Origin of the sequence: Vibrio kyushuensis (assembly GCF_050337325.1) — a bacterium.
GTDB classification, from domain to species: Bacteria; Pseudomonadota; Gammaproteobacteria; order Enterobacterales; family Vibrionaceae; genus Vibrio; species Vibrio kyushuensis.
Genome location: NZ_JAKJSV010000002.1, coordinates 956554 through 978411 on the forward strand (window position 1 = coordinate 956554; position 21858 = coordinate 978411).

23 protein-coding genes are annotated in these 21858 nt (G+C 41.2%); 16 read left to right on the forward strand and 7 right to left on the reverse strand.

From position 1 onward, the window contains the following. Positions 1 to 30: 30 nt before the first annotated feature. Together phnC and phnE are read left to right on the forward strand one after the other, a co-directional pair. Positions 31 to 831 (forward strand): phosphonate ABC transporter ATP-binding protein, encoded by an 801-nt coding sequence (gene phnC, locus L4D20_RS04180; RefSeq protein WP_428800286.1) that lies wholly within the window; start codon positions 31 to 33, stop codon positions 829 to 831. Then, complete coding sequence (gene phnE, locus L4D20_RS04185) at positions 791 to 1594, forward strand: phosphonate ABC transporter, permease protein PhnE (RefSeq protein ID WP_428800287.1); 804 nt, start codon at positions 791 to 793, stop codon at positions 1592 to 1594. The genes phnC and phnE overlap by 41 nt, the downstream gene beginning before the upstream one ends. A gap of 52 nt (positions 1595 to 1646) precedes the next feature. Here phnE and ppsR read toward each other — a convergent pair whose 3' ends face one another. Further along, complete coding sequence (gene ppsR, locus L4D20_RS04190) at positions 1647 to 2480, reverse strand: posphoenolpyruvate synthetase regulatory kinase/phosphorylase PpsR (RefSeq protein ID WP_428800288.1); 834 nt, start codon at positions 2478 to 2480, stop codon at positions 1647 to 1649. A 175-nt stretch (positions 2481 to 2655) separates the two neighbouring features. Here ppsR and ppsA point away from each other — a divergent pair, with 175 nt between their 5' ends. Next, complete coding sequence (gene ppsA / locus L4D20_RS04195; RefSeq protein WP_428800289.1) at positions 2656 to 5028, forward strand: phosphoenolpyruvate synthase; 2373 nt, start codon at positions 2656 to 2658, stop codon at positions 5026 to 5028. Positions 5029 to 5144: 116 nt separating this feature from the next. On the opposite strand, the gene L4D20_RS04200 is transcribed toward ppsA, so the two are convergent. Further along, positions 5145 to 5849 carry a tRNA (adenine(22)-N(1))-methyltransferase gene (locus tag L4D20_RS04200; RefSeq protein WP_428800290.1) on the reverse strand — a complete coding sequence of 235 codons (705 nt, stop codon included), beginning with the start codon at positions 5847 to 5849 and terminating at the stop codon, positions 5145 to 5147. Positions 5850 to 6251: 402 nt separating this feature from the next. On the opposite strand from L4D20_RS04200, the gene L4D20_RS04205 reads away from it, so the two are divergent. Further along, entirely contained in the window at positions 6252 to 6443 is a 192-nt protein-coding gene (locus tag L4D20_RS04205) for a hypothetical protein (RefSeq protein ID WP_428800291.1), read from the forward strand. A gap of 152 nt (positions 6444 to 6595) precedes the next feature. On the opposite strand, the gene L4D20_RS04210 is transcribed toward L4D20_RS04205, so the two are convergent. Further along, on the reverse strand, positions 6596 to 7153 hold the full coding sequence (locus L4D20_RS04210) for a PhnA domain-containing protein (protein ID WP_428800292.1): 558 nt from the start codon (positions 7151 to 7153) through the stop codon (positions 6596 to 6598). A gap of 231 nt (positions 7154 to 7384) precedes the next feature. On the opposite strand from L4D20_RS04210, the gene L4D20_RS04215 reads away from it, so the two are divergent. Then, positions 7385 to 8467 (forward strand): site-2 protease family protein, encoded by a 1083-nt coding sequence (locus tag L4D20_RS04215; protein WP_428800293.1) that lies wholly within the window; start codon positions 7385 to 7387, stop codon positions 8465 to 8467. A gap of 77 nt (positions 8468 to 8544) precedes the next feature. Here the strand turns inward: L4D20_RS04215 and L4D20_RS04220 are convergent, their stop codons facing one another. Continuing rightward, complete coding sequence (locus tag L4D20_RS04220; RefSeq protein ID WP_428800294.1) at positions 8545 to 9333, reverse strand: M48 family metallopeptidase; 789 nt, start codon at positions 9331 to 9333, stop codon at positions 8545 to 8547. Positions 9334 to 9431: 98 nt separating this feature from the next. On the opposite strand from L4D20_RS04220, the gene L4D20_RS04225 reads away from it, so the two are divergent. The 5 genes from L4D20_RS04225 (at position 9432) to L4D20_RS04245 (ending at position 13409) form a co-directional block, all read left to right on the forward strand. Continuing rightward, positions 9432 to 9869 (forward strand): hotdog fold thioesterase, encoded by a 438-nt coding sequence (locus L4D20_RS04225; protein WP_428800295.1) that lies wholly within the window; start codon positions 9432 to 9434, stop codon positions 9867 to 9869. Positions 9870 to 9872: 3 nt separating this feature from the next. Next, the gene (locus L4D20_RS04230; RefSeq protein WP_428800296.1) at positions 9873 to 10109 is read left to right on the forward strand and encodes a DUF3389 domain-containing protein; all 237 of its coding nucleotides are present in this window, start codon (positions 9873 to 9875) and stop codon (positions 10107 to 10109) included. A 65-nt stretch (positions 10110 to 10174) separates the two neighbouring features. Then, a complete protein-coding gene (locus L4D20_RS04235) occupies positions 10175 to 11884 on the forward strand; it encodes an SgrR family transcriptional regulator (protein ID WP_428800297.1) in 1710 nt (569 codons plus the stop codon). Continuing rightward, positions 11877 to 12128: a hypothetical protein gene (locus tag L4D20_RS04240; protein ID WP_428800754.1), complete on the forward strand. Its 252-nt coding sequence runs from the start codon at positions 11877 to 11879 to the stop codon at positions 12126 to 12128. The genes L4D20_RS04235 and L4D20_RS04240 overlap by 8 nt, the downstream gene beginning before the upstream one ends. Before the next feature lie 393 nt (positions 12129 to 12521). Beyond that, positions 12522 to 13409, forward strand: a complete 888-nt coding sequence (locus L4D20_RS04245) for a LysR family transcriptional regulator (RefSeq protein ID WP_428800298.1) — start codon at positions 12522 to 12524, stop codon at positions 13407 to 13409. 69 nt (positions 13410 to 13478) lie between these two features. Here the strand turns inward: L4D20_RS04245 and L4D20_RS04250 are convergent, their stop codons facing one another. Then, positions 13479 to 16160 (reverse strand): bifunctional acetate--CoA ligase family protein/GNAT family N-acetyltransferase, encoded by a 2682-nt coding sequence (locus tag L4D20_RS04250; RefSeq protein WP_428800299.1) that lies wholly within the window; start codon positions 16158 to 16160, stop codon positions 13479 to 13481. A gap of 216 nt (positions 16161 to 16376) precedes the next feature. Here L4D20_RS04250 and L4D20_RS04255 point away from each other — a divergent pair, with 216 nt between their 5' ends. Then, the gene (locus L4D20_RS04255; protein ID WP_428800300.1) at positions 16377 to 16955 is read left to right on the forward strand and encodes an SPOR domain-containing protein; all 579 of its coding nucleotides are present in this window, start codon (positions 16377 to 16379) and stop codon (positions 16953 to 16955) included. A gap of 154 nt (positions 16956 to 17109) precedes the next feature. After that, positions 17110 to 18111, forward strand: a complete 1002-nt coding sequence (locus L4D20_RS04260) for a D-alanine--D-alanine ligase (protein ID WP_428800301.1) — start codon at positions 17110 to 17112, stop codon at positions 18109 to 18111. Positions 18112 to 18113: 2 nt separating this feature from the next. Here the strand turns inward: L4D20_RS04260 and L4D20_RS04265 are convergent, their stop codons facing one another. Then, positions 18114 to 19073, reverse strand: a complete 960-nt coding sequence (locus L4D20_RS04265; protein WP_428800302.1) for a tyrosine-type recombinase/integrase — start codon at positions 19071 to 19073, stop codon at positions 18114 to 18116. Positions 19074 to 19172: 99 nt separating this feature from the next. Between L4D20_RS04265 and L4D20_RS04270 the strand changes: the two genes are divergently transcribed. Both L4D20_RS04270 and yciH read left to right on the forward strand, forming a co-directional pair. After that, positions 19173 to 19541 carry a DUF3319 domain-containing protein gene (locus L4D20_RS04270; protein WP_428800303.1) on the forward strand — a complete coding sequence of 123 codons (369 nt, stop codon included), beginning with the start codon at positions 19173 to 19175 and terminating at the stop codon, positions 19539 to 19541. 5 nt (positions 19542 to 19546) lie between these two features. Continuing rightward, positions 19547 to 19858, forward strand: a complete 312-nt coding sequence (yciH, locus tag L4D20_RS04275) for a stress response translation initiation inhibitor YciH (protein WP_428800304.1) — start codon at positions 19547 to 19549, stop codon at positions 19856 to 19858. A gap of 144 nt (positions 19859 to 20002) precedes the next feature. Here the strand turns inward: yciH and L4D20_RS04280 are convergent, their stop codons facing one another. Further along, on the reverse strand, positions 20003 to 20380 hold the full coding sequence (locus tag L4D20_RS04280) for a DUF3693 domain-containing protein (protein ID WP_428800305.1): 378 nt from the start codon (positions 20378 to 20380) through the stop codon (positions 20003 to 20005). Positions 20381 to 20505: 125 nt separating this feature from the next. On the opposite strand from L4D20_RS04280, the gene L4D20_RS04285 reads away from it, so the two are divergent. Together L4D20_RS04285 and L4D20_RS04290 are read left to right on the forward strand one after the other, a co-directional pair. Continuing rightward, positions 20506 to 20709 (forward strand): hypothetical protein, encoded by a 204-nt coding sequence (locus L4D20_RS04285; protein ID WP_428800306.1) that lies wholly within the window; start codon positions 20506 to 20508, stop codon positions 20707 to 20709. Then, positions 20706 to 21857, forward strand: coding sequence for a replication initiation factor domain-containing protein (locus L4D20_RS04290; RefSeq protein WP_428800307.1), 1152 nt, complete (start codon positions 20706 to 20708; stop codon positions 21855 to 21857). Before L4D20_RS04285 ends, L4D20_RS04290 begins: the two co-directional genes overlap by 4 nt. Position 21858: the final 1 nt, after the last annotated feature.

The following is a 21858-nucleotide window of genomic DNA, read 5'->3' on the forward strand; positions in this document are numbered from 1 at the left end:
TAGTTAATAGTTAATAGTTAAGAGACACCTATGCGCTTAGACGTTCAAAACTTAAAAAAGACCTACAGCGACGGAACGCAGGCCCTTAACGGGCTTTCGTTTAATGTTGAGCAAGGAGAAGGTGTCGTTATTCTTGGCCATAACGGCTGTGGAAAATCGACTTTAATGAAATGCCTAACTGGAATAGAAGATATTACAGAGGGCAGCATTATCTTAAATGGAACGGACCTGACAACCGCTCCGAAAAGAGAACTACGTGAGTTAAGACAAAAGATTGGCTGTGTGTTTCAAAAGTTCAACATGGTTGGAAACCTCTCGGTTCTTCAAAATGTACTGTTTGGGTTGATGGGCAGAAAAGGATACTTTGCATGTAATAGTATAACGGCCAATAAATCGGACAGACTACTTGCGATGGATTCGTTAGAGCGAGTGGGACTCTCTCATTTAGCGGGTCGAAGAACCGATACTTTATCTGGTGGGCAACAGCAACGTGTCGCTATAGCAAGAATGTTGATGCAAGATGCTGAGATCGTATTTGCCGATGAGCCAGTTGCTAGCCTTGACCCTAAAGCAGGGCATGAGGTAATGACGCTGCTGTGGGACATAATTAAAGAGCGAAAGATGACTGTAATCTGCGTTCTTCATCAAATCGAATTTGCTCGTGAATTTGGCGATCGTTTTGTTGGCCTTAATTCTGGAAAGTTAATGTTTGACTCACTCTCTTCCAATATCTCCCAGCAAGATATTGACCAGCTATACAAGATTAACACTAACGTTTTGGAAAACTCTAATGGAACAAGTTTCAACGAAACACAATTCTCTGCCGCCTAGGTTAGAAAGTCCATCTATCTTTGCTTGGGTTATCGCTATTGTTGTATTGGCGTTTTTTGTTAATGGCGTTAATGAGGCCAATATTACTGCTGACAGACTAGGCAATGGATTCTTTAATTTAGGCACATTTATTGGTGAGGCTTTCCCGCCTAAATTAGATCGCGTGGATGTCATTGCAAAAGCGATGTTAGAAACGTTTCAAATGGCGATTGTGGGCGTGGTGTTTGGTGTCATCCTTAGTTTACCAATGGCATTATTGTGCGCTCGTAATACAACACCACACCCTTTGGTTCGTATGGTTTGTGTCAATATCGTCTCGACGTTCAGAACTATTCCAGACCTTGTTTGGGCGCTAGTGTTTGTTATTGCCGTTGGTCTAGGGCCACTGGCCGGCATTCTTGCTATCGTCATGGATACCATTGGTTTCTGTGCTCGCTTTTTCTCCGAACGCATTGAAGAGATCGATCCTGGTCCAAGTCACGCACTTAATGCCATTGGCGCAAAGCAAAGTGGTGTGATCATGGGTGCTGTCGTACCGGAATGTTTGCCATCATTTGTTGCAACTAGCCTTTATTCGGTTGAAAAAGCAGTACGAAGTGCGGTTGTTCTCGGTTTGGTTGGAGCGGGGGGAATTGGTGTTGAATTGTCTGCGTCAATGAATCTGTTCAGATATGATCAAGCGCTGACCGTAATTTTATCAATACTGGTAGTCGTGATTGGTGTTGAACGCGTATCAGCGATGATTAGAAAGAAAATACTGTAGATCTTACAAAGCCAAGTTACAGCCCAAGAAAGTAAGCTTGGGCTGTAACGACCTAAACCAATCTTCGTTTCAAGCCCGCTTTTTCTAAAATACGAGTCGAAATTTCTTCAACAGAAAGAGAAGAGGTATTGATATAAGGAATCGCTTCACGCCTGAAAAGAGCTTCTACACTCGCTAGCTCCAGTCTACATTGCTCTGTACTCGCATAATCGCTGCCTGATAAACGATTTTCACGAATTTCGGTCAACCTTTCAGGGTTTATGGTTAAACCAAACAATTTGTGTCGGTGAATTTCAAATTCTGGAAGAAGGCGCATCGCTTTTATATCGTCATCAATGAAAGGGTAGTTAACGACTCTTAAGCCAAACTGCATTGCCATATAGAGACTTGTAGGCGTTTTTCCACTTCGGGAAACACCCAGCAATACTATATCGGCTTTCTCTATTCCTTTAAGTGTGATTCCATCATCATGAGCTAAGGTATATTCGATAGCTGCAATTCGATCAAAATACGTGTCTGAGTCTCTTTTCACACTTCGTGAACGTTGAAGCTTTGGCGTTGGATCCATTTGAAGATCTTTTTGCATTTTCTGCACAATACCCTCTAGCACGTCATAACAGTGTGCCGAGCTTTCGATCAAGATTTGCCTTACATCTGGTAATACGATAGAGAAAAAAACAAGCGGTTTCTCTCCATTTCTTTCGAAGCTACTCTCAATTTCTTTAACAACGTCTAAAACTTTGTCTTCAGTTTCTACAAATGGAAAGGTTTTTTCATTTGCGGAAAATGAGAATTGACCAAGCAAAACGTGCCCAAGTGTTTCACAAGTGATGGCTGTACCATCAGAAACATAGAATACATCACGACTTTCGGTATTGATCTGCATATTTTGTTTAAACTATCAAATTATGTTGAGTATGATGCGTACCATAATAACGATAACAAAACCCGGTCTGCAATTACGCGCCCCACAGCTTTTGAAATTTGTTAGATTTTTTTAAGTTGATGCGTAATCGTTTGCCTTCCCCTACAAAAAAGCTGTAATGCATTCGGAGAAATTCATGCATAAGAACACTCTTTGGTTTAATCGCTTGTCCATGGAAGACGTCGACAAAGTCGGCGGTAAAAATGCCTCATTAGGTGAAATGGTATCAAACCTTTCAAATGCTGGTGTATCAGTACCAAACGGATTTGCTACAACGTCCTACGCGTTTAATCAATTTCTAGATTTTGAAGGCCTTGATGAGCGAATTCATCTACTGCTTGATGAATTAGATGTTGAAGATGTCGACGCGCTACGTAAAACAGGTGCTCAAATTCGAGATTGGGTGTTAAACGCCCCGTTCCCAAGTGATTTAGAACAAGCTGTTCGTGAAGACTATCATGCTCTTATTGATGGTAACGAAGAGCTTTCAGTCGCCGTGCGTTCATCTGCAACGGCTGAAGACTTACCTGATGCTTCATTTGCAGGCCAACAAGAAACGTTTTTAAACGTCAAAGGCATTGATGCAGTGTTAGAAGCAACAAAGCACGTTTATGCGTCTTTGTTTAATGATCGCGCTATCTCTTACCGTGTTCACCAAGGGTTTGACCACCGCGGAATTTCTCTGTCCGCTGGTATCCAACGTATGGTTCGCTCTGATAAAGCATCATCAGGCGTTATGTTTACTCTTGATACCGAATCAGGTTTCGATCAAGTCGTCTTTATTACCTCTTCTTGGGGCCTTGGTGAAATGGTTGTTCAGGGCGCAGTTAACCCTGATGAATTCTATGTTCATAAGCCGCTTCTTGAAGCAGGGCAAACGCCAATCGTTAAGAAAACCTTTGGCTCCAAACTTATCAAGATGATCTACTCTGACAACCAAGAAATTGGTAAACAGGTTGATATCATAGATACGTCAGCGGAAGAAAGAGAGCAATTCTCACTTAACGATGCAGAAATCAAAGAGCTTGCTAAGCAAGCAATGATCATTGAGAAGCACTATCAACGTCCAATGGATATTGAATGGGCGAAAGATGGCATTGATGGTCAGTTATACATCGTACAAGCAAGACCAGAAACGGTGTGCTCTCAATCAGAACAAAATGTTATCGAGCGATATGAGCTAAACAACAAAGCAGACGTATTGATTGAAGGCAGAGCTATTGGTCAGCGTATCGGTAGCGGTAAAGTTAGGTTGGTGGACTCACTTGATCAAATGTCTCTGGTTCAAGAAGGCGATGTTTTAGTGACAGATATGACAGACCCTGACTGGGAACCTGTTATGAAGAAAGCCGCGGCGATTGTTACTAATCGAGGTGGGCGTACATGCCATGCTGCAATCATTGCACGTGAGCTTGGTATTCCTGCGATTGTGGGCTGTGGAACAGCGACAAGCGCACTGACTGACGGTGACATTGTAACTATTTCATGTTCTGAAGGTGAAACAGGGTATGTTTACAAAGGCGAGCTTGATTTCGAAATCAAACGTTCTGCTGTTGATGAACTGCCTATTCTACCTACTAAAGTAATGATGAACGTGGGTAACCCCGACCGTGCTTTTGACTTTGCTCAACTGCCGAATGAAGGTGTTGGCCTTGCAAGACTTGAGTTCATCATTAACAAAATGATAGGAATACACCCTAAAGCATTACTTAATTTTGATGCGCAGAGTGAAGAGATTCAAGCTGAAATCAAACAACGTATTCGTGGTTATAAAGATCCGATCGACTTTTACGTCAGTAAGCTAACAGAAGGCATTGCAACGATTGCTGCTGCATTCTGGCCTAAACGCGTTATCGTTCGAATGTCTGACTTCAAATCAAATGAATACAGTAATTTGGTTGGCGGTAAGAGCTTTGAACCACATGAAGAAAACCCAATGCTTGGTTTCCGTGGAGCTTCCCGTTATATCTCTCCTGTCTTTGAAGATTGCTTTGAGCTTGAAACACAAGCAATTAAGCGTGTTCGTAATGGAATGGGGCTTAAGAACGTTGAAATCATGATTCCATTTGTGCGCACTCCTAGTGAAGCAGCTTCTGTGATTGACCTTCTGGCTAAATTTGACCTTCGACGTGGAGATCAAGGGCTGAAAGTCATTATGATGTGTGAACTTCCATCGAATGCAATTCTAGCGGAAGAGTTTTTGAAGTACTTTGATGGCTTCTCAATTGGTTCAAATGATATGACCCAGTTAACTCTTGGGTTAGACCGAGACTCTGGTGATGTCGCGCATCTATTTGATGAGCGTAACCCAGCGGTTAAGGCAATGTTGAAGATGTCGATTGATGCAGCGACCAAAGCAGGTAAGTATGTGGGTATTTGTGGTCAAGGACCTTCTGACCACGACGATCTTGCTAAGTGGTTAATGGATCAAGGGATTAGTTCAGTATCTCTAAACCCAGATACCGTCATTGATACTTGGCTTAAGCTTGGAAACGTCAGTAGCCAATAAATGATAGTAAAAAACAAACACTGTACATTTAAACAGTAATCATAAAAAGCGCCACTTTAGGCGCTTTTTTTATACAAGGAGTTTCGTAACCGATATTCGTATTACTTCAAATTGAACTACAACATCGAAGACGCTAATTCACGCTCTACACGCTTGTAAGCCTCAATAATAGGCTGAGTGTCACTATGATTACCTTTTGCTATTCTTTTGTAATGAGACAGCGTTTTAGCGAGGTACTGCTTCGCTACTCTCTGTTGAGCGTCACAGTTCGATTTCCATATCGTGTCGCCAACTAACGATACCAATGGTAATTCATCATTGTCGGTAGATGTTCGTGTCACAAGCTGCACTTCGTAGTACCGTCTGTTGTCTTCAATCAGAGTTTCTTGTTTCGATTTAAACCCAAGTGCGCGTAGATGCTCTCTAACACTGTAATGATGAAGGACGGGACACAGTAGAAAGTCAATTGACTCAGAAGGGTTACTTCTATTAATAGCCTCTATGAGCTCTTTTATTAAGTCCCCTCCAACACCAGCGATGATAACAAGGTGGTTTCCTAGGTACTCTTGTAAAGGTAACTTCGCGACATCCATGCAGTGAGTCTGCCAGGGAGTAGGGGAACTAGAATAGAACTTCGTTAAGTTGGCTTTCAGTTGTGCCATTAGATCAGGCACGATATCAACAAAGTGGACTTGCCCACCAGCTTGACGAGAAAGCAACTGAGCCCCAAGAAGCCCGTGATCACAGCAGCAATCCCAAATATGGTCGTAGCCAGGCGCAACCATGGCATCAATTTGTTTCAATCGTTTGCTAATTTTCACACGAAATACCTATTTGAAGTCGGAGCTATTGTAGTGGCTTTGAGAGCCTAACAAAAGGTTGTGTCGATAAGTAACACAAAGAACACGTGCTTAGACCAAGATATTCTAATCGGTTATGGGCTATCAGTTGGTTTTGGAGAAAAAGAAACAACTGTTTACGTGTAATGTTTTTGTTAAATGCATCACGAAACAATTTAATGACGAGAATAATCTTTCATCCAAACAAGTAATTTCCGACTATTTATTCATCGATGTTGAATCTGCCACTTCGGTGATTGTTAATACATTGTATCATTAGATAAACTAATCTTTATGGGTAGTTTTTGTCATTATTTAATCACCTAAAAAACAATTATATTAGCCGCAACGAAACGAAATTATTCGAATTATAGAGAGGCTTCTATGTCACAAGTAATGCATTTAGACACAATCGCTGTTCCAAACTCTATGGATAAGAAAACCTACTCGGTTAGTTTCAAAGGATTGATTGCACATTTATTAGATATTCTGTTTGTTGATAACAGCCAGCCACGCGCTTACTATGCATCTGATCTTTCAGACCACATGCAAAAAGACTTAGGTCTTACTCGCTAATATCAAGTAATAAGCATTTAAAAACGCAGCCAATGGCTGCGTTTTTTGTTTGTGTCTTTCTAAAGCGATATTTGATGCCAAAACACAGCAAGTAAACTCCAGGTACAAAAAAGGCGCTCATTAAGCGCCTATTCAATCATTCTTTTTGAAAATTACTTCTTACGACAGAACTCAGCAATTACATACATAGATTGGCCGCCGTTTGTTTTACCAGAAACAAGCTTTGGGTCATCGCCAACGCTGATTCCGCGAATAACAGTACCTTGTTTGATTACTTGGTTAGTGCCTTTAACAGGTAAATCTTTAATTACCGTTACGTCGTCACCTTTTTTAAGCTCGACACCGTTTACATCAAACGGCTTATCATCAGCTGACATGCCGATTTGAGCCCAAACTGAAGTCTCTTCTTCAAGGTACATCATTTCTAGTAGGTCTTGTGCCCATGACTCGGCAGAAAGGCGAGTCAGTTGACGCCATGCTGTTACTTGAACTGGTGCTTCTTGGCTCCACATACTGTCGTTCAGACAACGCCAGTGGTTGATGTCTTTCGGGTCTTCAATTTCACTTAAACATTTTTCACAAGCCATGATGCCGTGATCAACTGTTACATGGCTATGTGGTGGTACAGCGTATGCTGTTAGTGGAGAGTCGCTTCCACATAGTTCACATTTAGATTGGCAGCGTTCTAGCATAGTCGCTTCAGAAGACATAATTGGCTCACATTTAGTAAATTAAATAACGCGCATATTATCCACTTTATCCATTAAAAAGAAAGGGATTTAGCTAGCTGGCCCAATTCTGGCTGCAATGTGTATTTAAACTCGGATTAAACCCCAATAACTTGTCAGTTAGTTACCTTGTAACACAAGTTCTAGCTTTACCCATCACTTATTGCGCGTCATAATCTCCGCGTTAATGATCGTTTAATAATAGGGAACACATTGGAACTTTTAGCAATTGAATGTCTTGGAAAACCGCTACGTCTTGAAGGCTCGATGGCAGGTTGGCAACAACTCTACTGGGATAACACCCTAGTATCTCAAATAGACGCTTCAAACTCCTCAGATAGCCAATCCACTCACCAGTTCACGCTAATGCAAGGTGATGTACACCTAAACTGTAAGCTTAACCTTGATCTGATTTGGCAACCTTTTGATCTAAATTACTCACTGTCTATAAACGAGCAACCAATAACTCAAGGTGAGAGAAATCAAAAAGACATAGAACAGCAAGTTCCATTTACGCCACCTAAAGCAGAAAGACGTTTCAGCCTTATCGGCTTAGTCTCTCTGGGCATGAAAGCGCTCAAAAGTGCAAAGCTTATTAAAGTCGTTCTTGCTTCAGCAAGTCTTGCTGCTTATTCATGGTTGTTCTCATTTCAATTCGCGCTAGCGCTGATTGCCTGCTTGGTATTCCACGAGTACGGCCATGTTAAAGCGATGAAATATTTTGGGATGAAAACCAAAGGAATCTACTTAGTCCCATTTTTAGGGGGATTAGCCCTAAGCGATGAGAAAATCAATACACGCTGGCAAGACGTCGTTATTTCAATAATGGGGCCGTTCTTTGGCCTGATTTTATCGATCGTATTGATTATCGCTTATTGGGTTACAGGCAATATGTTCTTTGCAGGCCTCGCTGTTTTTAACGCGTTCCTTAATCTGTTTAATCTATTACCCATATTGCCTTTAGATGGTGGGCATATTTTAAAAAGTATCAGCTTCTCGATGAACAGTGTCGCCGGCATTGTATTGTGCGCAGCGGGCGCAATTGGCGGAGTGGTTCTTAGTTACTCACTAGGGCTTACGCTGTTTGGTTTCTTACTCATCATGGGAACAGTAGAAATCGTATTGGAGTGGAAACAACGTCACCATAGCCATTTGTTGCCTCTTGATCGTTACGGACAGATTATCTCTGCGCTTTGGTATATCGGTTTAGTTGGCGGACTAATTGGAATCATTTGGTACTTCGCTTCAACTGGCGACGCTTTACTACAGCTTCCACTGCAGCTTTTAGGAACCTAGCTCTTAGCGTGATTCGAGTTAGAAATAATAAAGGCGAACATTTAACTGTTCGCCTTTATTATTGAGTGAAACTTGACTCAACTACATTTTGGCTTAGTACCTGTGTATTGAGGTAACGTTGCTATCTTCGCTTTTAAATCGTTAATGCGCGTGTCGTGTGACGGGTGAGTAGACAATAGTTCCGGAGGTTGAGCACCACCTGACGCTTTAGCCATGTTCTTCCATAAGTCGACACTTTGGTTAGGATCAAACCCAGCATTTGCCATAAACTCCAATCCCACGATATCTGCTTCAGATTCTTGAGTTCGTCCGTAAGGTAAAATAACACCGTACTGCACACCCACACCTAAAGCGGCCATTGTCATTGATTTGTATTCTGAATATTCCGAAGAGCCTAATGCAATACTTGTAACCTGCAATCCCGCATTAGCGAGTTGAGATTGTGACAACCGTTCATTACTGTGATCAGCTAGAACATGAGCAATTTCGTGTCCAATAACGGTTGCGAGTTGGTCTTGATTTGACGCTACGTTTAATAAACCAGTATAAACACCGATCTTTCCGCCGGGTAGGGCAAAGGCATTAACTTGGTCACTATCAAAGACCACCACTTCCCAGCTATCGAAGCTTGGTTGATTAGGAACATGTTTGAGTACTGAGTCTGCGACACACTGAACATAGCTGTTAACGGCTTTATCCATGCTAATAGGTTGTTCTTTTTTCATTTGTTCAAACGACTGACCACCGAGTGAACTCATCTCATCATCAGAAAACAAAATTAACTGATTTCTTCCGGTAGGCGAGGAGCTACAAGCTGTTAACGCAATAACAGAGCACAGTACCGATAATTTAAACGCTGTTTGCATTTACAATCTCCATATTGAAAGGCAAATTAGTCATTCCATGACGACTTCATCAAATAACTGTAAGTTAATAATTATAACGTAAACAATAAGAGTGCTAAATGACTATCTGGAAAAAGCCACTAAATTTGGAACAACTCAATTTAACGTCAAAGAATACGCTAATAGAGCACCTTCAAATTGAATATACGGAATTTAGCGACAACAGTATCTCTGCGACAATGCCTGTCGCGCATATTACACACCAACCGTTAGGAATGCTTCATGGGGGGGCATCTGTGGTTCTAGCCGAAACACTCGGTTCGGTTGCTGCGAACATGTGTGTTGATGATCAGCACTTTTGCGTTGGCTTAGATATCAACGCTAATCATATTCGAGCAATGAGAACAGGGGTAGTGACAGGCACGGCCTCTCCAATACATTTAGGTGTGTCAACACAGGTGTGGCAAATAAACCTGACCGATGAAAAAGAGCGACTCATCTGTTCAAGCCGTTTAACCATAGCCGTTAAGAAAATCAAAAGTAAAGCGGGTAAATAAAGGATGGTTATTGAATTTTCATTAGGAAAGATCATCGCAACTCCCCATGAATTGATCGTACGTTTATCTGGTGAGCAACATATCGTGATGCAGGCGCAATGTGATTATATAACGTTAATTGGAAAGGGAGCTAATGTACTTGTGGCCAATGATAGTGGCTGTAAGTGGTCAATAAAACTTGATAATGAACAACAGCTTATTCAACTGAGTGAACTTTTAGGCTGCGCGATTAGCGTATAGCTTGCCACAGCTTAAAAAAAAGGGGAAACTAAGTGCTTCTTTGCTAAGTTCGAGATTTCCCCTTTATGAGCAGTCCCCGTCTACGCGTGCAGTTTGAAACTCTTTTTAAGCATTTCAATGGTCAAGATTCAGGTATTCAGCTTGATGAGATCACTGAGATCCTTTTCTGTACTCGTCGTAACGCTCGGATCGTTCTCAACAAAATGGAAGAGGAAGGCTGGATCGAATGGCGACCAGCACCGGGTCGCGGAAAACTCTCTCAACTAAACTTTAAACGAAGCCGTACTGACGTTAATGAAACCTTAGCGAAGCAATACTTAGATGAAGGGCGTATCTCACACGCACTCTCAGTGCTTGATAATGACAGTGCAAAGCTTGCACGCGTTATAGATGGTTACTTGGGTGTTCAGCATCAAGAAGGTCTGCAGGTCGTTAGACTGCCGTACTATCGCCCCTTATCTATGCTAAACACAAACAAAAATATGCGTCGTTCAGAGCAACATATTGCTCAGCAAATTTTCAGTGGTTTAACTCGATTAGATGAAGCCGATACATTACAACCTGATTTAGCGCACAGCTGGGAAATGCTTTCTAGCCGTCATTGGCGCTTTTATATTCGCCCTAGAGTTCGATTTCATAATGGCCTAGTGCTGAATACAGAGCACATCATTGAAAACATATCACTGCTAAAAAGTGTGTCTCTATTTGCTCATATTGAGGATGTTTCATCCCCAAATGACAGCATCATTGATATCAAGCTTGCGCGTGATGACAGACGTTTGCCTCTGTTGCTAGCCGAGTCGTGTGCAAAAATCTTATTACCAGACGAGCTTAGATCAGACGGCTTTGACCTTATGCCTGTCGGAACTGGGCCTTATCAAGTTGTTGAAAACAATGACAAGAGGCTGATATTACAGGCTTTTGATGGATATTTTGGTTTCCGTCCTTTGATTGACCGAGTTGAAGTATGGGTTATTGATGAGGTTCATTCTTCGATGATATTCCCAAGCTTGTCGAACCCAATTAAGCCTGACCTACTCGACCAAAACGAAGAGGTAAAGTTAGATCCAGGCTGTACCTATTTACTTCTTAACCGTAGAGATGGTCTAGCAGTGAATACCGAATGGGCTGAATACTTTACGAATAAACTTCATACCATGAACTTATTCCGGATGTTACCTGATAATAAGCTCGTCGAGTTAGGTGTTCTTCCCGCACATGGCCTTAAACCAGGCTGGTACCATCAAGGTCGTTCTAATAGCACCGTTAAGCCTCCTGAATTTAAAAGCATAACTATCGCGTATCATGCTCATCACCCAATGTTTCCAACACTCGCTAAAACGATCGAAAAAATATTACGTGATGACGGTTTAAAAATAGAGATGATCAAATACGATCTCTCAGTTCCTGATACCACGGAGATTGATATTTGGATTAAGCCAATGGGGGTGTCCAACAATCGAGATGATGCACTTGCTGGTTGGCTTCTGGATTACAGTGACATCAAACTAATGAGCACGGATGAACATTTCAAATATTGGGGAAGTTTAATCAATCAATGGCGAAGTGACGAAACAGTTCCTTTCCCTGCGAAATCGTTAGGTAAATCTCTGGTAGAAAACTTACAACTAATCCCTATGTTTCACTGTTGGTTGGGTGTTAGCCAAGATCAGTGCGGTTCTTTACAAAATGCCAAGTGTAATGCATTAGGATGGTTTGACTTTAGTCGCGCATGGGTAAAACCTGAATTAACCTCGGATTCAAATGATGGCTAAGCCTAACAAGAAACAGCCAACACGCACGGTCACCGTCTATTGTGCAAAATGTAAAACCCTTTTGTATAAATACAGAAAAGGTGGAAAAGGTGCTTTAGTTAAATGCTTTCAAGAGCGTATTGTTACCGACTTTACGACTGAATTAGGAAAGTGCCCAAAATGTATGATTACATTCGCTCGAGAAACAATGATACGGGGAATGCCCGCAAATAAGATCATAGGTGGAAAAATTACATTTAAATAACAACTTATGCTTACATATATTTAACATTTAAAGTGCTATATCTCTCAGTTACCACTCCGTATCGTTCGTTTTTTGTGCGTTTATTGATCTATATCGATTATTTACGTAATAAATACGTTAAGCGCTTTTATGTCGCTTCGTAAATGTTAGAATTCCCGCAGTTACACCTTGTTACGTTTTGAATCTAGGAGTTACATGTGGAAATAGGTCTAATCATCGCTTTTATCGTTGCTTCTGTCGTAATGGTAAAAAGAGAGATGTCTAATAATTAGTTTTCATTCAGCCCAATTTGTTATTACTTTTCGAATGATTATTTTCTAAACCAGCATTTATTGCTGGTTTTTTGTTATTTGGATACTCTATAGAGAGATTGGTTTTTTTAAGGGGCTCTCATTGCATAATCTACTTACACTTGAAGCATTATATATCCTTGATGCGATTGATCGCCGTGGTAGCTTTGCTAGCGCAGCAAAAGAGCTCGACAGGGCACCTTCTTCGCTGACTTACCAAATACAAAAACTTGAACAAGATTTAGATCTCATGATCTTTGACCGTTCGGGGCACAAGGCGGCGTTTACAGAAGTTGGGCGCTTGATACTCGAACAAGGCCGCCATATTCTCCAGGCCTCTCAAGACCTAGTCGGTAAAGCATCCGCTTTGGCTAATGGATGGGAGCTTGAACTTACTGTCGCTTTTGATGGAATTATTCCGGTTAATAACTTTTTTCCTCTAGTCGCAAAATTAGAAGAGATCAGCAATACCAAAGTTAAGTTGCAAGAAGAGATCCTTGCAGGTTGTTGGGAGTCCTTAGCTGTTGGTAGAGCGGACATATTGATCTGTCCGAAAGTAGGGATGATCCCCCAAGATCTGAAAACTCAGAAGCTTGGATCGATGTCTATGGTTTGGGTCGCAGCCAATGATCATTATATTCATAACAGGGTTGGTGAATTTAACGAACAAGAGCGTCAAAAATATAAGGTTATCGCTATTGCTGATACAGCCCAAGAGCACCCTATTCAAACAGTTAACGTATTAGACAAACAGCCACGACTGACGGTAACCTCATTTCATGCCAAAGTGGATGCGCTTATCGCAGGTTTAGGAATAGGGACACTACCTAAACAAGTCGCTGAACGGTTAATAGCCGAAGGTAAGCTATGTTTAATCGATGGCGGTCAACAGCAAGATATTGATATTGTGATGGCTTGGCGCAGAAGTAATATGGGTAATGCAAAAAATTGGTCGATTCAGTATCTAGCAAAAAATTGGAATCTGATCTGATAATCTGATCTATACAAAGGTATAGAGAGGGAGATTTAAGAACTCCCTCTAAACGCTTTCTAAGTTACTCTAATTTAACTTCATTACCATATCAGCAGTACCATCAGAAAACTGTATATCAACCTCAAAACCGAGCTTCTGTGCCAGTGTTAACATGCCTCTGTTGGTTGGCATTGTCATTCCTGAAATTTGAGTTGTACCTTTATCACGACAATACTCGATAACTTTTCCCATCAGCACCTTTCCTAGGCCGTTTCCTTTTAGGTCAGAACGAATCAATATTGCAAACTCAGCATCACTGTTTTGATGGTTTATCAACGCGCGAGAGACACCGATGATGGATGGATTCCCATCAGCATTAGAAACTGCTACAAACGCCATTTCACGGTCGTAATCAATTTGAGTGAAATTGGCCAAGGCTTCATGATTGAATTCACCCACGTCGCTAAAAAATCGTTTATAGAGATCTTCTTTTGACACGTTATGTATGAATTCGGCATGAAGTGGTTCATCTTCTGGCAGTATTGGTCGAAGCAATATCTTGGTTTGATCTTTGAGCACGAGAGCTTCTTCCATCTCTACTGGATATGGTCTGATCGCCAAACGCTCGTGAGCATCTCTGTCATACGCTTTCAATACTAGGTCCGCATCAAGTATGGTAAATTCACTGCCATTTGCGAGTAGTGGATGGATATCCAGTTGGTGAACCTGAGGGCAATCAACCACCATTTGCGACAACCTGACCAAAAACTCCGATAATCCTCGTATATCCATAGGCTCTGGTAGTTTCTGAGGGCGGATTTTACCACCTTTAATAGCTCGAACTATTAAGTAGCGTGCAAGCGTCATATTTAGAGGAGGAAGAGCAGCGGCCGCATCTATTGATTCATCCCATTCTGAACCACCTTGACCAATCATTATGACGGGCCCAAACGTTTCATCGGTTACTACTTTAATTCGGATCTCTTCTCCGCCAGCTAATTTACCCATTCCTTGAACAAGTAAACCGTGAATATTAGCTGCTGGATAAGAGAGTTTGGTTCTATCTAGAATCGCTTCAGCTGCATTAGCAACTTCGACACTATTTCGAAGGTTTAGCATCACACCATGTACATCTGATTTGTGAGTAATATCAGGAGAACGCAGTTTTACCGCTACAGGGTAACCGATTTTCTCAGCAACATGTACAGCTTCACTAGCGTCAGAAGCAATCCATGTAGGTAGAACATTGAAATTAAAGAATTTGAGAAACTCTCCTATCTGATGGGTATCAAGCGTTGTTAACTTATTATTAGTTAACTTTTTTTCGATCCAATCTTTGGCTTGGTTCAGCTCTGCGATGTGAACAGGCTCTGCTGATGTAGGTGTTTCCATTAACTGCTTTTGATTTCTTCGGTACTCGACTAAGTGCATGAAAGCAACAACAGCACTTTCCGGTGTTCGATAGGTCGGTATTCCCGCCTGAGTAAAGACTTGCCTTGCAGGCTTAGCCGTTAGTTCACCTGACCAATTCGTTAGAATGTTGAAGTGTTTGCTTCTTGGGTGCGCCTTAATCGCATCAATAAGTTCTTGAGCAGTTTGCTCTGACTCTGACACAGCAGAAGGGCTGTGCATGATAAGTATTGCGTCTGCATCATTGCTATCAAGTAGGGTATTGAGGGTTGAGACATAACGACGATGGCCAGCATCTCCAACCATGTCGATGGGGTTACTCTGGGACCAGCTCGAAGGTAATATGGTATCAAGCTTTTTACGTGTTTCGTTACTCAATTTAGCTAATTTCCCTCCTCGCTCTAAAAGAGTATCCACAGCCATTATTGCAGGTCCGCCACCATTAGTAATGATCGCAAGCCGTTCACCACGTAATGGTACAGAGTGAGTTAATGTTTCCACTGCTGCAAACAGCTCATGAGTATTATGTACCCGAAGCATTCCTGTTCGACGTATCGCAGAATCGTAAATGATATCTAATGTCTCATCACCACCAGTATGTCTTCTTGCTGCTTTTCTCCCTCCAGCGGTGCGTCCACCTTTCAATACGAGTATTCTTCGGTTTCGAGATGCAGCCCGAGCTGCAGACATGAATCGACGTGCATCTTTAATAGTATCAACGTAAAGAAGAATCGCTTCGGTATGAGAATCCATGCTCAATCGGTCGAGAAGCTCAGCAAAGTCGATATCTAAAGCGTTTCCTAACGAAACAAACGCTGAAAAACCGATGTTCTTATCATTAGCCCAATCTAGAATCGTGGTACAAACGGCAGCTGATTGTGAAATAAACGCAATCTTTCCCTTTAAGGCAGTAACCGGAGAGAACGAAGCATTGAAATTTAACCAAGGAAGAATTACCCCCAAACTATTCGGACCAAGAAGTCGCATGTTCGCTTTCTTGGCAATGTCTAAACATTGTTCTTGAATGGACTTATGCTCGCTGACAGATCCTGCCATATCAGAAGAGAGTATAATAACCGTCGCAATACCCTTATTCGCAAGTTCAGAAACAAGTGACACGTTACGGCTAGCATTCGTACACAAAATCGCGATATCAGGGGTGATTGGTAGAGCATCGATTGTTTTGTACGCTAATACCCCACAAACGGAGGGATACTTTGGAGTAACGGGCATGATAGCCCCTTCAAAACCACCCAATAGTAAGTTTTTCATCACTATGTTACCGGCTCTTCGCTCTTTTATAGAGGCGCCAATAACCGCCACTGATTTAGGTTTAAGCAATTTATCTAACGAATGCATGTTCAACTCAATCCATTTGTAATAACAACAGATTAATCAATTCCATGTTAGTTTGTGAGCATTTCGCACTCATTATGAACAGTAGGACAGGGTAGAAAAGTGACTTTGTGCCATGCATCACAGAGTATTGATATATAATTAAAATGTTGGCTTGATTCTAAGTCGTTCAATCGGCATGATTTACAGTAATCTCTATTTAGGACGTAAGTACATTTCATGAAAAAGATTTCAATTGTTGGCCTATCTGTGCTTCTATCGGCTTGTGCTTCTGACACGTACATCACTGATGTCACCTCAGAAAGTTACAAGGAAGACTACAAAGTTGCTGAGGTAGATAAACCGGTTGTTTCTAGTGAAGGCACTGCTGATGGTATTACCGAGAGCAACGTCGAGCAAAATGTAGTTAAAGTGTCACCAATAACTGAAGAGAAGAAGGTCGTTAAAAAAACGCCTGAAGCCGCTGCTGTTGCAATTATCCCACCGACGGCAAATCAAGTTGCAATGAACCCTCGTTACGGCTTTACGATTCAGGTTGTTGCTGTAGGCTCTCAAACAAAGGTTGATGAATTCGCTCGTAAACTTCCTATGGATTCAAAACAACCTGTATGGGAAAACTACAAAGTAGTTAACGGGACAAAATGGTACACCGTACTTTACGGTGATTACGCTTCGCGTGTGGATGCTAAACAAGCTATTGATACGTTACCCGTTGAATTTAGAAACCTTAAGCCGTTTGTAAAGAGTATTGATTCAATTAAGAACTCTGAGTTCCCAACTTTGAACAAACTGAACTAGTTAACATAATAGATGGGCGCTGCTTATCTATTACGGTGAATATTTCAACAGATGAGCCAAAACCGCGTAAATCCTACTAAGTTACGCTACCGTTTTGGCTCATTTTCATTATGATTACCTTTCAATCTTTTGTAGCGTTTCGGAAACTAGGTTAATGACTAAAACAACCATTCTTCTTTTGTGTGGAGGCGGTTCTTCAGAGCATGAAGTTTCGCTAGTATCAGCAAACTATTTACAGCAACAGCTCTCCATAACATCAGGTTTCAACGTGATCCGTGTCGAAATGAGAGACAATGGTTGGTATAACGACAACGATAAACTGGTATCACTTGATACGAATACCGCTACATTAAATTGTGACTCTGAAAGTATTCATATTGATTTTGTTGTACCTTGCATTCACGGTTTTCCGGGTGAGACAGGCGACATACAATCTATGCTAGAGCTAGCAGGGATCCCTTATTTGGGATGTGGCCCTGAAGCAAGCACCAATAGCTTTAACAAAATCACGTCCAAATTATGGTATGACGCGTTGGGTATTCCAAATACACCGTATCTGTTTCTTTCTGAGAATAATGATTCTGCATTTAAAGAAGCTGAGTCTGCTTTTGCAAAGTGGGGAAGTGTCTTTATCAAAGCTGCACGTCAAGGTTCTTCTGTTGGGTGTTACAAGGTCACAGAATTGGCCAAGCTTAAATCTTCAATCGATTTAGCTTTTGGATATTCAGATCAAGTTTTAGTCGAGAAAGCGGTAAAACCAAGAGAACTTGAAGTCGCTGCTTATGAGTTTGATGGGAAATTGTACCTATCTAAACCTGGCGAGGTTATAGCACCTTCAGACGCGTTTTATACTTATGAAGAAAAGTACAGCGCCGATAGCCATTCAAGTACCGAAATTGAGGCGACTAATCTTACTGAGCCACAACTAGAAACCATAAGAACAAGTGCGCACAAAGTTTTTAAACAAATGCGATTACGCCATTTATCACGTATTGATTTCTTTTTAACTGAAGATGGTGAGATCTATTTAAATGAAGTGAATACGTTTCCGGGAATGACGCCAATATCTATGTTTCCAAAAATGTTAGAACACAATGGACATCAGTTCCATGAATTCTTAGCAAACTGCGTGAAAACGTCAGTGAATAATGACTAGGGCTATTCCCAAGGTCTAATTGTTTTAAAGATTTGCTTTTCATCCTCTGCTTTTTGTTTATATCCTATATATTGATAAGGCATAGCAGGGGATAACCATCGTCCAAACTCTTGAATTTCTTTCGCTTTCTTCCCGTTATTAGCTAAATGTTGAGCTGCGCCTACACGAGTTGATTGCCCTGAAAACTTAATTGGAAGCTGTAATAGTTCGCTTACATTTTTCAACACCCGATAGATTGATGAGTCATCCATCGCCGAATCACCTATGTTTTCATGCCTATCAATTGCTCTAAAAACATAACACTCGTTAGAGTCACCAGCTAAAGATAACCAAAGCCTTAAAGCGGATGTGCCTCGTTCGCTTAATCGATAAGTACAGCCTTTAACCGTGATACAAAAATCAGTTTCGATACAATCAACCTGACCTATGGTTAATTTCTTAAGTTCAGAACGTTTAAGAGCGCATTCAAACATAAGATAATAGATGGCAAGATCACGAATGTTCTTAGCACAAGGTAAGCGAGTTAAATGTTCGTCCAATGCTTTTAGGTGCTTAAGCGTCAGACTATTGGCCTGTGCTGCATCACCATTTTTATCTAATCTATACTTTGCTAACAATTGGCGGATTTTACTGTTGGAGACTGGATCGTGATTAGCTAGGAGTCGGTGAACCAGAGAAACGGTGACAGCGTAACGTTTTAGGGTGGAAAACTTACGTTTTTTGGCTTCCTGTTCAATAAAAAGTCTTACAGCAGTAACGGATGCAGGAATAGATTTGACGTTTTTTAGAGCGCAAAAATCAGAAAAGTGATTCCAGTCTTTGACCATTGCTAACAACGAATTCTTTGAATATTGGCCCGCGGTTAATGAATCAAACTGATCTAGCGATACTTGAGAACGAAAAGTTGAACGCCACTGATTAAGTAACGAAATATCAGTAACCTGTGGTATCTGCTTTCTCATAAAAAACGTCTATAAATCCATATATATGTTGCAAATATACTTGATAACCGCGCAGATACAATTATTATTTAAGTAACTCCTATAATAAGAAAATTGCGTATGGCTGTTACAATTTATAAAGGGTTTAACCTCAAATCTTCTGATAGCAATATCTGGCAAGCTAAGATTAAGAATCATGTCCTGTCTGGTAGCCTAGCAGCAGTCAAAAAAAGTATTGACTGGTTTTGCGATACAGCAACCATCATTGACCCTAAAGAGTTCTCATCTGTGGGGCAAAAGCGCGAGAGCGAAGGTTCTCCTATGGCAGAGGACTTTAATGGTTATGCTTTAAAGAACGATACTGGAGAACCAAACACCTGGTATTGTTTCTTTAACGGTCGATTGATTAAAGGTTCGAAAATCGCGATACAAAAGCATATTGAAGCGTATATACTTGCGAAACAGAAAGCAGAGCAACAGAGAAAATAATCTATATGAGTCTTGTATATTCGACGGATATTGGCCGTATTAAACAGGAAGAAGAAGTCGTTCAACGACCAAAAGGTGATGGAATCGTACGAATCCAGCGTCAAACTAAAGGCCGCAAAGGCAAAGGCGTATGTATTGTTTCTGGATTAGATCTAGAAGATGTACAACTAAAACTAATCGCTGCTGAATTAAAAAAGGTATGTGGTTGCGGTGGTTCGGTTAAAGACGGAACGATTGAAATTCAAGGTGACGCCAGAGACAAAATCAAAGCTCACCTTGAAAAGAAAGGCCATACAGTGAAGTTAGCCGGTGGCTAAAAGTAGACTGAAAGATAATAGCTAGCGAACATCGTTAGATAGTAAGCTAGTTATTATCTATTTTATGGTAAATAGAGTTATGTTTAATGAATTACCTAAGTAGTACAGGAGAGTAGCAACTCTCCTTAATGCGCTTAAACCTATTTAACATAACATAGATAATACGCACTGGGACATATAATTTAAAGGCTCAGAAACGCTGTCTTTAGCCACTACAAATCCTAAGTAAGCCATTGAAATCCCTGTATAACCAAGCCCGTTAAACTTTTTTGCTATGTTGGCCCATAGAGCTTGTTCTTGTGGTGTTTTTGCTTTGTCTGCGGCTAACCCGATCAACACCGCTTCTTTTTCTTCACCAATTTTCTCTGCAATCATAAGTGCAAGATTTTCCTTAAGAAATGCGCGACCTTTGCGTATATCTGTAAGCATTTGGACGCTAATGCCAAGCTCGTGCGCGACTTGCTTGTATTGAACGTAATTCATGTGCTCTTTATACGCATCTATAAGATTGTTTGTGTACATTTCCATTTTCCTTTCTATGTCACCTCAGTTGATTCTAGCGGAATATTACGGATTTTATCGTATTTACAATATGATAATTGTCGTATTAACTAATACGAAATCTATCGTACTGAGTTATCTACAACATGAACAAAGCTCAAATCATCTTCTACGACTTGCTTCCTGACTATACGGTTTCCGTATTGGTTAAAGGATCTTGTGAATGGGATTTGTTCAAATCAATGTCACACCTGAACTCTTGGATGGCGACCGAACTTGGTGATGTTGAACTCATCGATATCACGAACACCACGTATCAAGAACGCTTAAATCTGGGAGTATTCGAATGAGTAACGCTACCCAGCTGCTAAAGCAATTCACCCAAGCACCAGAATCCGTTCATGTTGATTATCTGTGTTTTACATTTGCTCTGAAAGATTTGCGCCATTGCTATAACGCGATTGCTGAGAAACCAAAGAAAGGCGAACCGAATTACGTTAAGACCAAAAGTCTTTTACAACGCTGTGCAACTGCACCTAAGTTCCCTGCTCCACCTGTGTTTAATCCAACCTTGGCAACGAATGTTGAAGATATGCACAGCTACAACAACGCATTTCGAGTCGTATATCAAAACTATCTTGAAGATTGTTTGAAGATTTTCACTAATCGCGTTCTTGGCCTGTCGCTCAATGCGCCTCGTGGATTGGGTTTTCAGTTCTACACCGATTCAATGAAGTTAACGACACCAAACGGTGAAGACTTCTGCGGTTATGTTGGGATTGGTGGCAACAATGACACTGTGCATTTCCAAATAAACGGTGTTGGTTGTAAGCATCTTTTCAGTCAGCACGAACCTTGGTATGTGCATGACTGGTTAAGTAACGTTCTTGGCGTAAAACAATTGGCCCGTTTGGACTTGGCGTTTGATGATTACGACGGTTTATTTGATTGTGATTATGCCTACAAAGCTTGGCTTGATGATGCCTTTCGCACCAATGCCCGTGGTCGCGGCCCGTCTTTATCTCCGTGTCATACCATCGAACGTTTGGAAGATGGCAACGCGAAGTACAGTAAAGAAATGTATGCGATTGGCTCAAGAACGTCCCGTGTTTACTGGCGTATCTACAACAAAGCGTTAGAGCAAAACTTTGGCGATACCGATTTGGTTTGGTATCGAAACGAAGTTGAGCTGAAAAAATGGGACATCGATGCCCTATTGAATCCTTCTGGTGCGTTCTCAGGTCTGAACGCGTTTTCTGCATCGATGTGTACATCCATACAGTTCAACACAAAACCGAAACCATCTAAGCGCGCATCGCTTGATTTGTTGTCGTCGGCCTATTGGATGCGAAGACAGTACGGAAAAATCTTAAACAGTTTGATCACGTTCCATAACGGTGACGTTAACAAAGTTATTGGCTCACTTGTTCGTGATGGAACACCTTTCACCTTTCCCGATACCTACGGGAAATTAGTCGAACACATATTGGAGAACTAAC

What these genes read in the sequence shown, in the direction of transcription:
- L4D20_RS04230 (WP_428800296.1), top strand. Translation starts at nt 9,873, where the DNA reads ATGGTTATTGAATTTTCATTAGGAAAGATCATCGCAACTCCCCATGAA.
- ppsA (WP_428800289.1), top strand. Translation starts at nt 2,656, where the DNA reads ATGCATAAGAACACTCTTTGGTTTAATCGCTTGTCCATGGAAGACGTC.
- yciH (WP_428800304.1), top strand. Translation starts at nt 19,547, where the DNA reads ATGAGTCTTGTATATTCGACGGATATTGGCCGTATTAAACAGGAAGAA.
- L4D20_RS04205 (WP_428800291.1), top strand. Translation starts at nt 6,252, where the DNA reads ATGTCACAAGTAATGCATTTAGACACAATCGCTGTTCCAAACTCTATG.
- L4D20_RS04255 (WP_428800300.1), top strand. Translation starts at nt 16,377, where the DNA reads ATGAAAAAGATTTCAATTGTTGGCCTATCTGTGCTTCTATCGGCTTGT.
- phnC (WP_428800286.1), top strand. Translation starts at nt 31, where the DNA reads ATGCGCTTAGACGTTCAAAACTTAAAAAAGACCTACAGCGACGGAACG.
- L4D20_RS04235 (WP_428800297.1), top strand. Translation starts at nt 10,175, where the DNA reads ATGAGCAGTCCCCGTCTACGCGTGCAGTTTGAAACTCTTTTTAAGCAT.
- L4D20_RS04220 (WP_428800294.1), bottom strand. Translation starts at nt 9,333, where the DNA reads ATGCAAACAGCGTTTAAATTATCGGTACTGTGCTCTGTTATTGCGTTA.
- L4D20_RS04260 (WP_428800301.1), top strand. Translation starts at nt 17,110, where the DNA reads ATGACTAAAACAACCATTCTTCTTTTGTGTGGAGGCGGTTCTTCAGAG.
- L4D20_RS04270 (WP_428800303.1), top strand. Translation starts at nt 19,173, where the DNA reads ATGGCTGTTACAATTTATAAAGGGTTTAACCTCAAATCTTCTGATAGC.
- L4D20_RS04225 (WP_428800295.1), top strand. Translation starts at nt 9,432, where the DNA reads ATGACTATCTGGAAAAAGCCACTAAATTTGGAACAACTCAATTTAACG.
- L4D20_RS04280 (WP_428800305.1), bottom strand. Translation starts at nt 20,380, where the DNA reads ATGTACACAAACAATCTTATAGATGCGTATAAAGAGCACATGAATTAC.
- ppsR (WP_428800288.1), bottom strand. Translation starts at nt 2,480, where the DNA reads ATGCAGATCAATACCGAAAGTCGTGATGTATTCTATGTTTCTGATGGT.
- phnE (WP_428800287.1), top strand. Translation starts at nt 791, where the DNA reads ATGGAACAAGTTTCAACGAAACACAATTCTCTGCCGCCTAGGTTAGAA.
- L4D20_RS04265 (WP_428800302.1), bottom strand. Translation starts at nt 19,073, where the DNA reads ATGAGAAAGCAGATACCACAGGTTACTGATATTTCGTTACTTAATCAG.
- L4D20_RS04290 (WP_428800307.1), top strand. Translation starts at nt 20,706, where the DNA reads ATGAGTAACGCTACCCAGCTGCTAAAGCAATTCACCCAAGCACCAGAA.
- L4D20_RS04210 (WP_428800292.1), bottom strand. Translation starts at nt 7,153, where the DNA reads ATGTCTTCTGAAGCGACTATGCTAGAACGCTGCCAATCTAAATGTGAA.
- L4D20_RS04240 (WP_428800754.1), top strand. Translation starts at nt 11,877, where the DNA reads ATGGCTAAGCCTAACAAGAAACAGCCAACACGCACGGTCACCGTCTAT.
- L4D20_RS04250 (WP_428800299.1), bottom strand. Translation starts at nt 16,160, where the DNA reads ATGCATTCGTTAGATAAATTGCTTAAACCTAAATCAGTGGCGGTTATT.
- L4D20_RS04285 (WP_428800306.1), top strand. Translation starts at nt 20,506, where the DNA reads ATGAACAAAGCTCAAATCATCTTCTACGACTTGCTTCCTGACTATACG.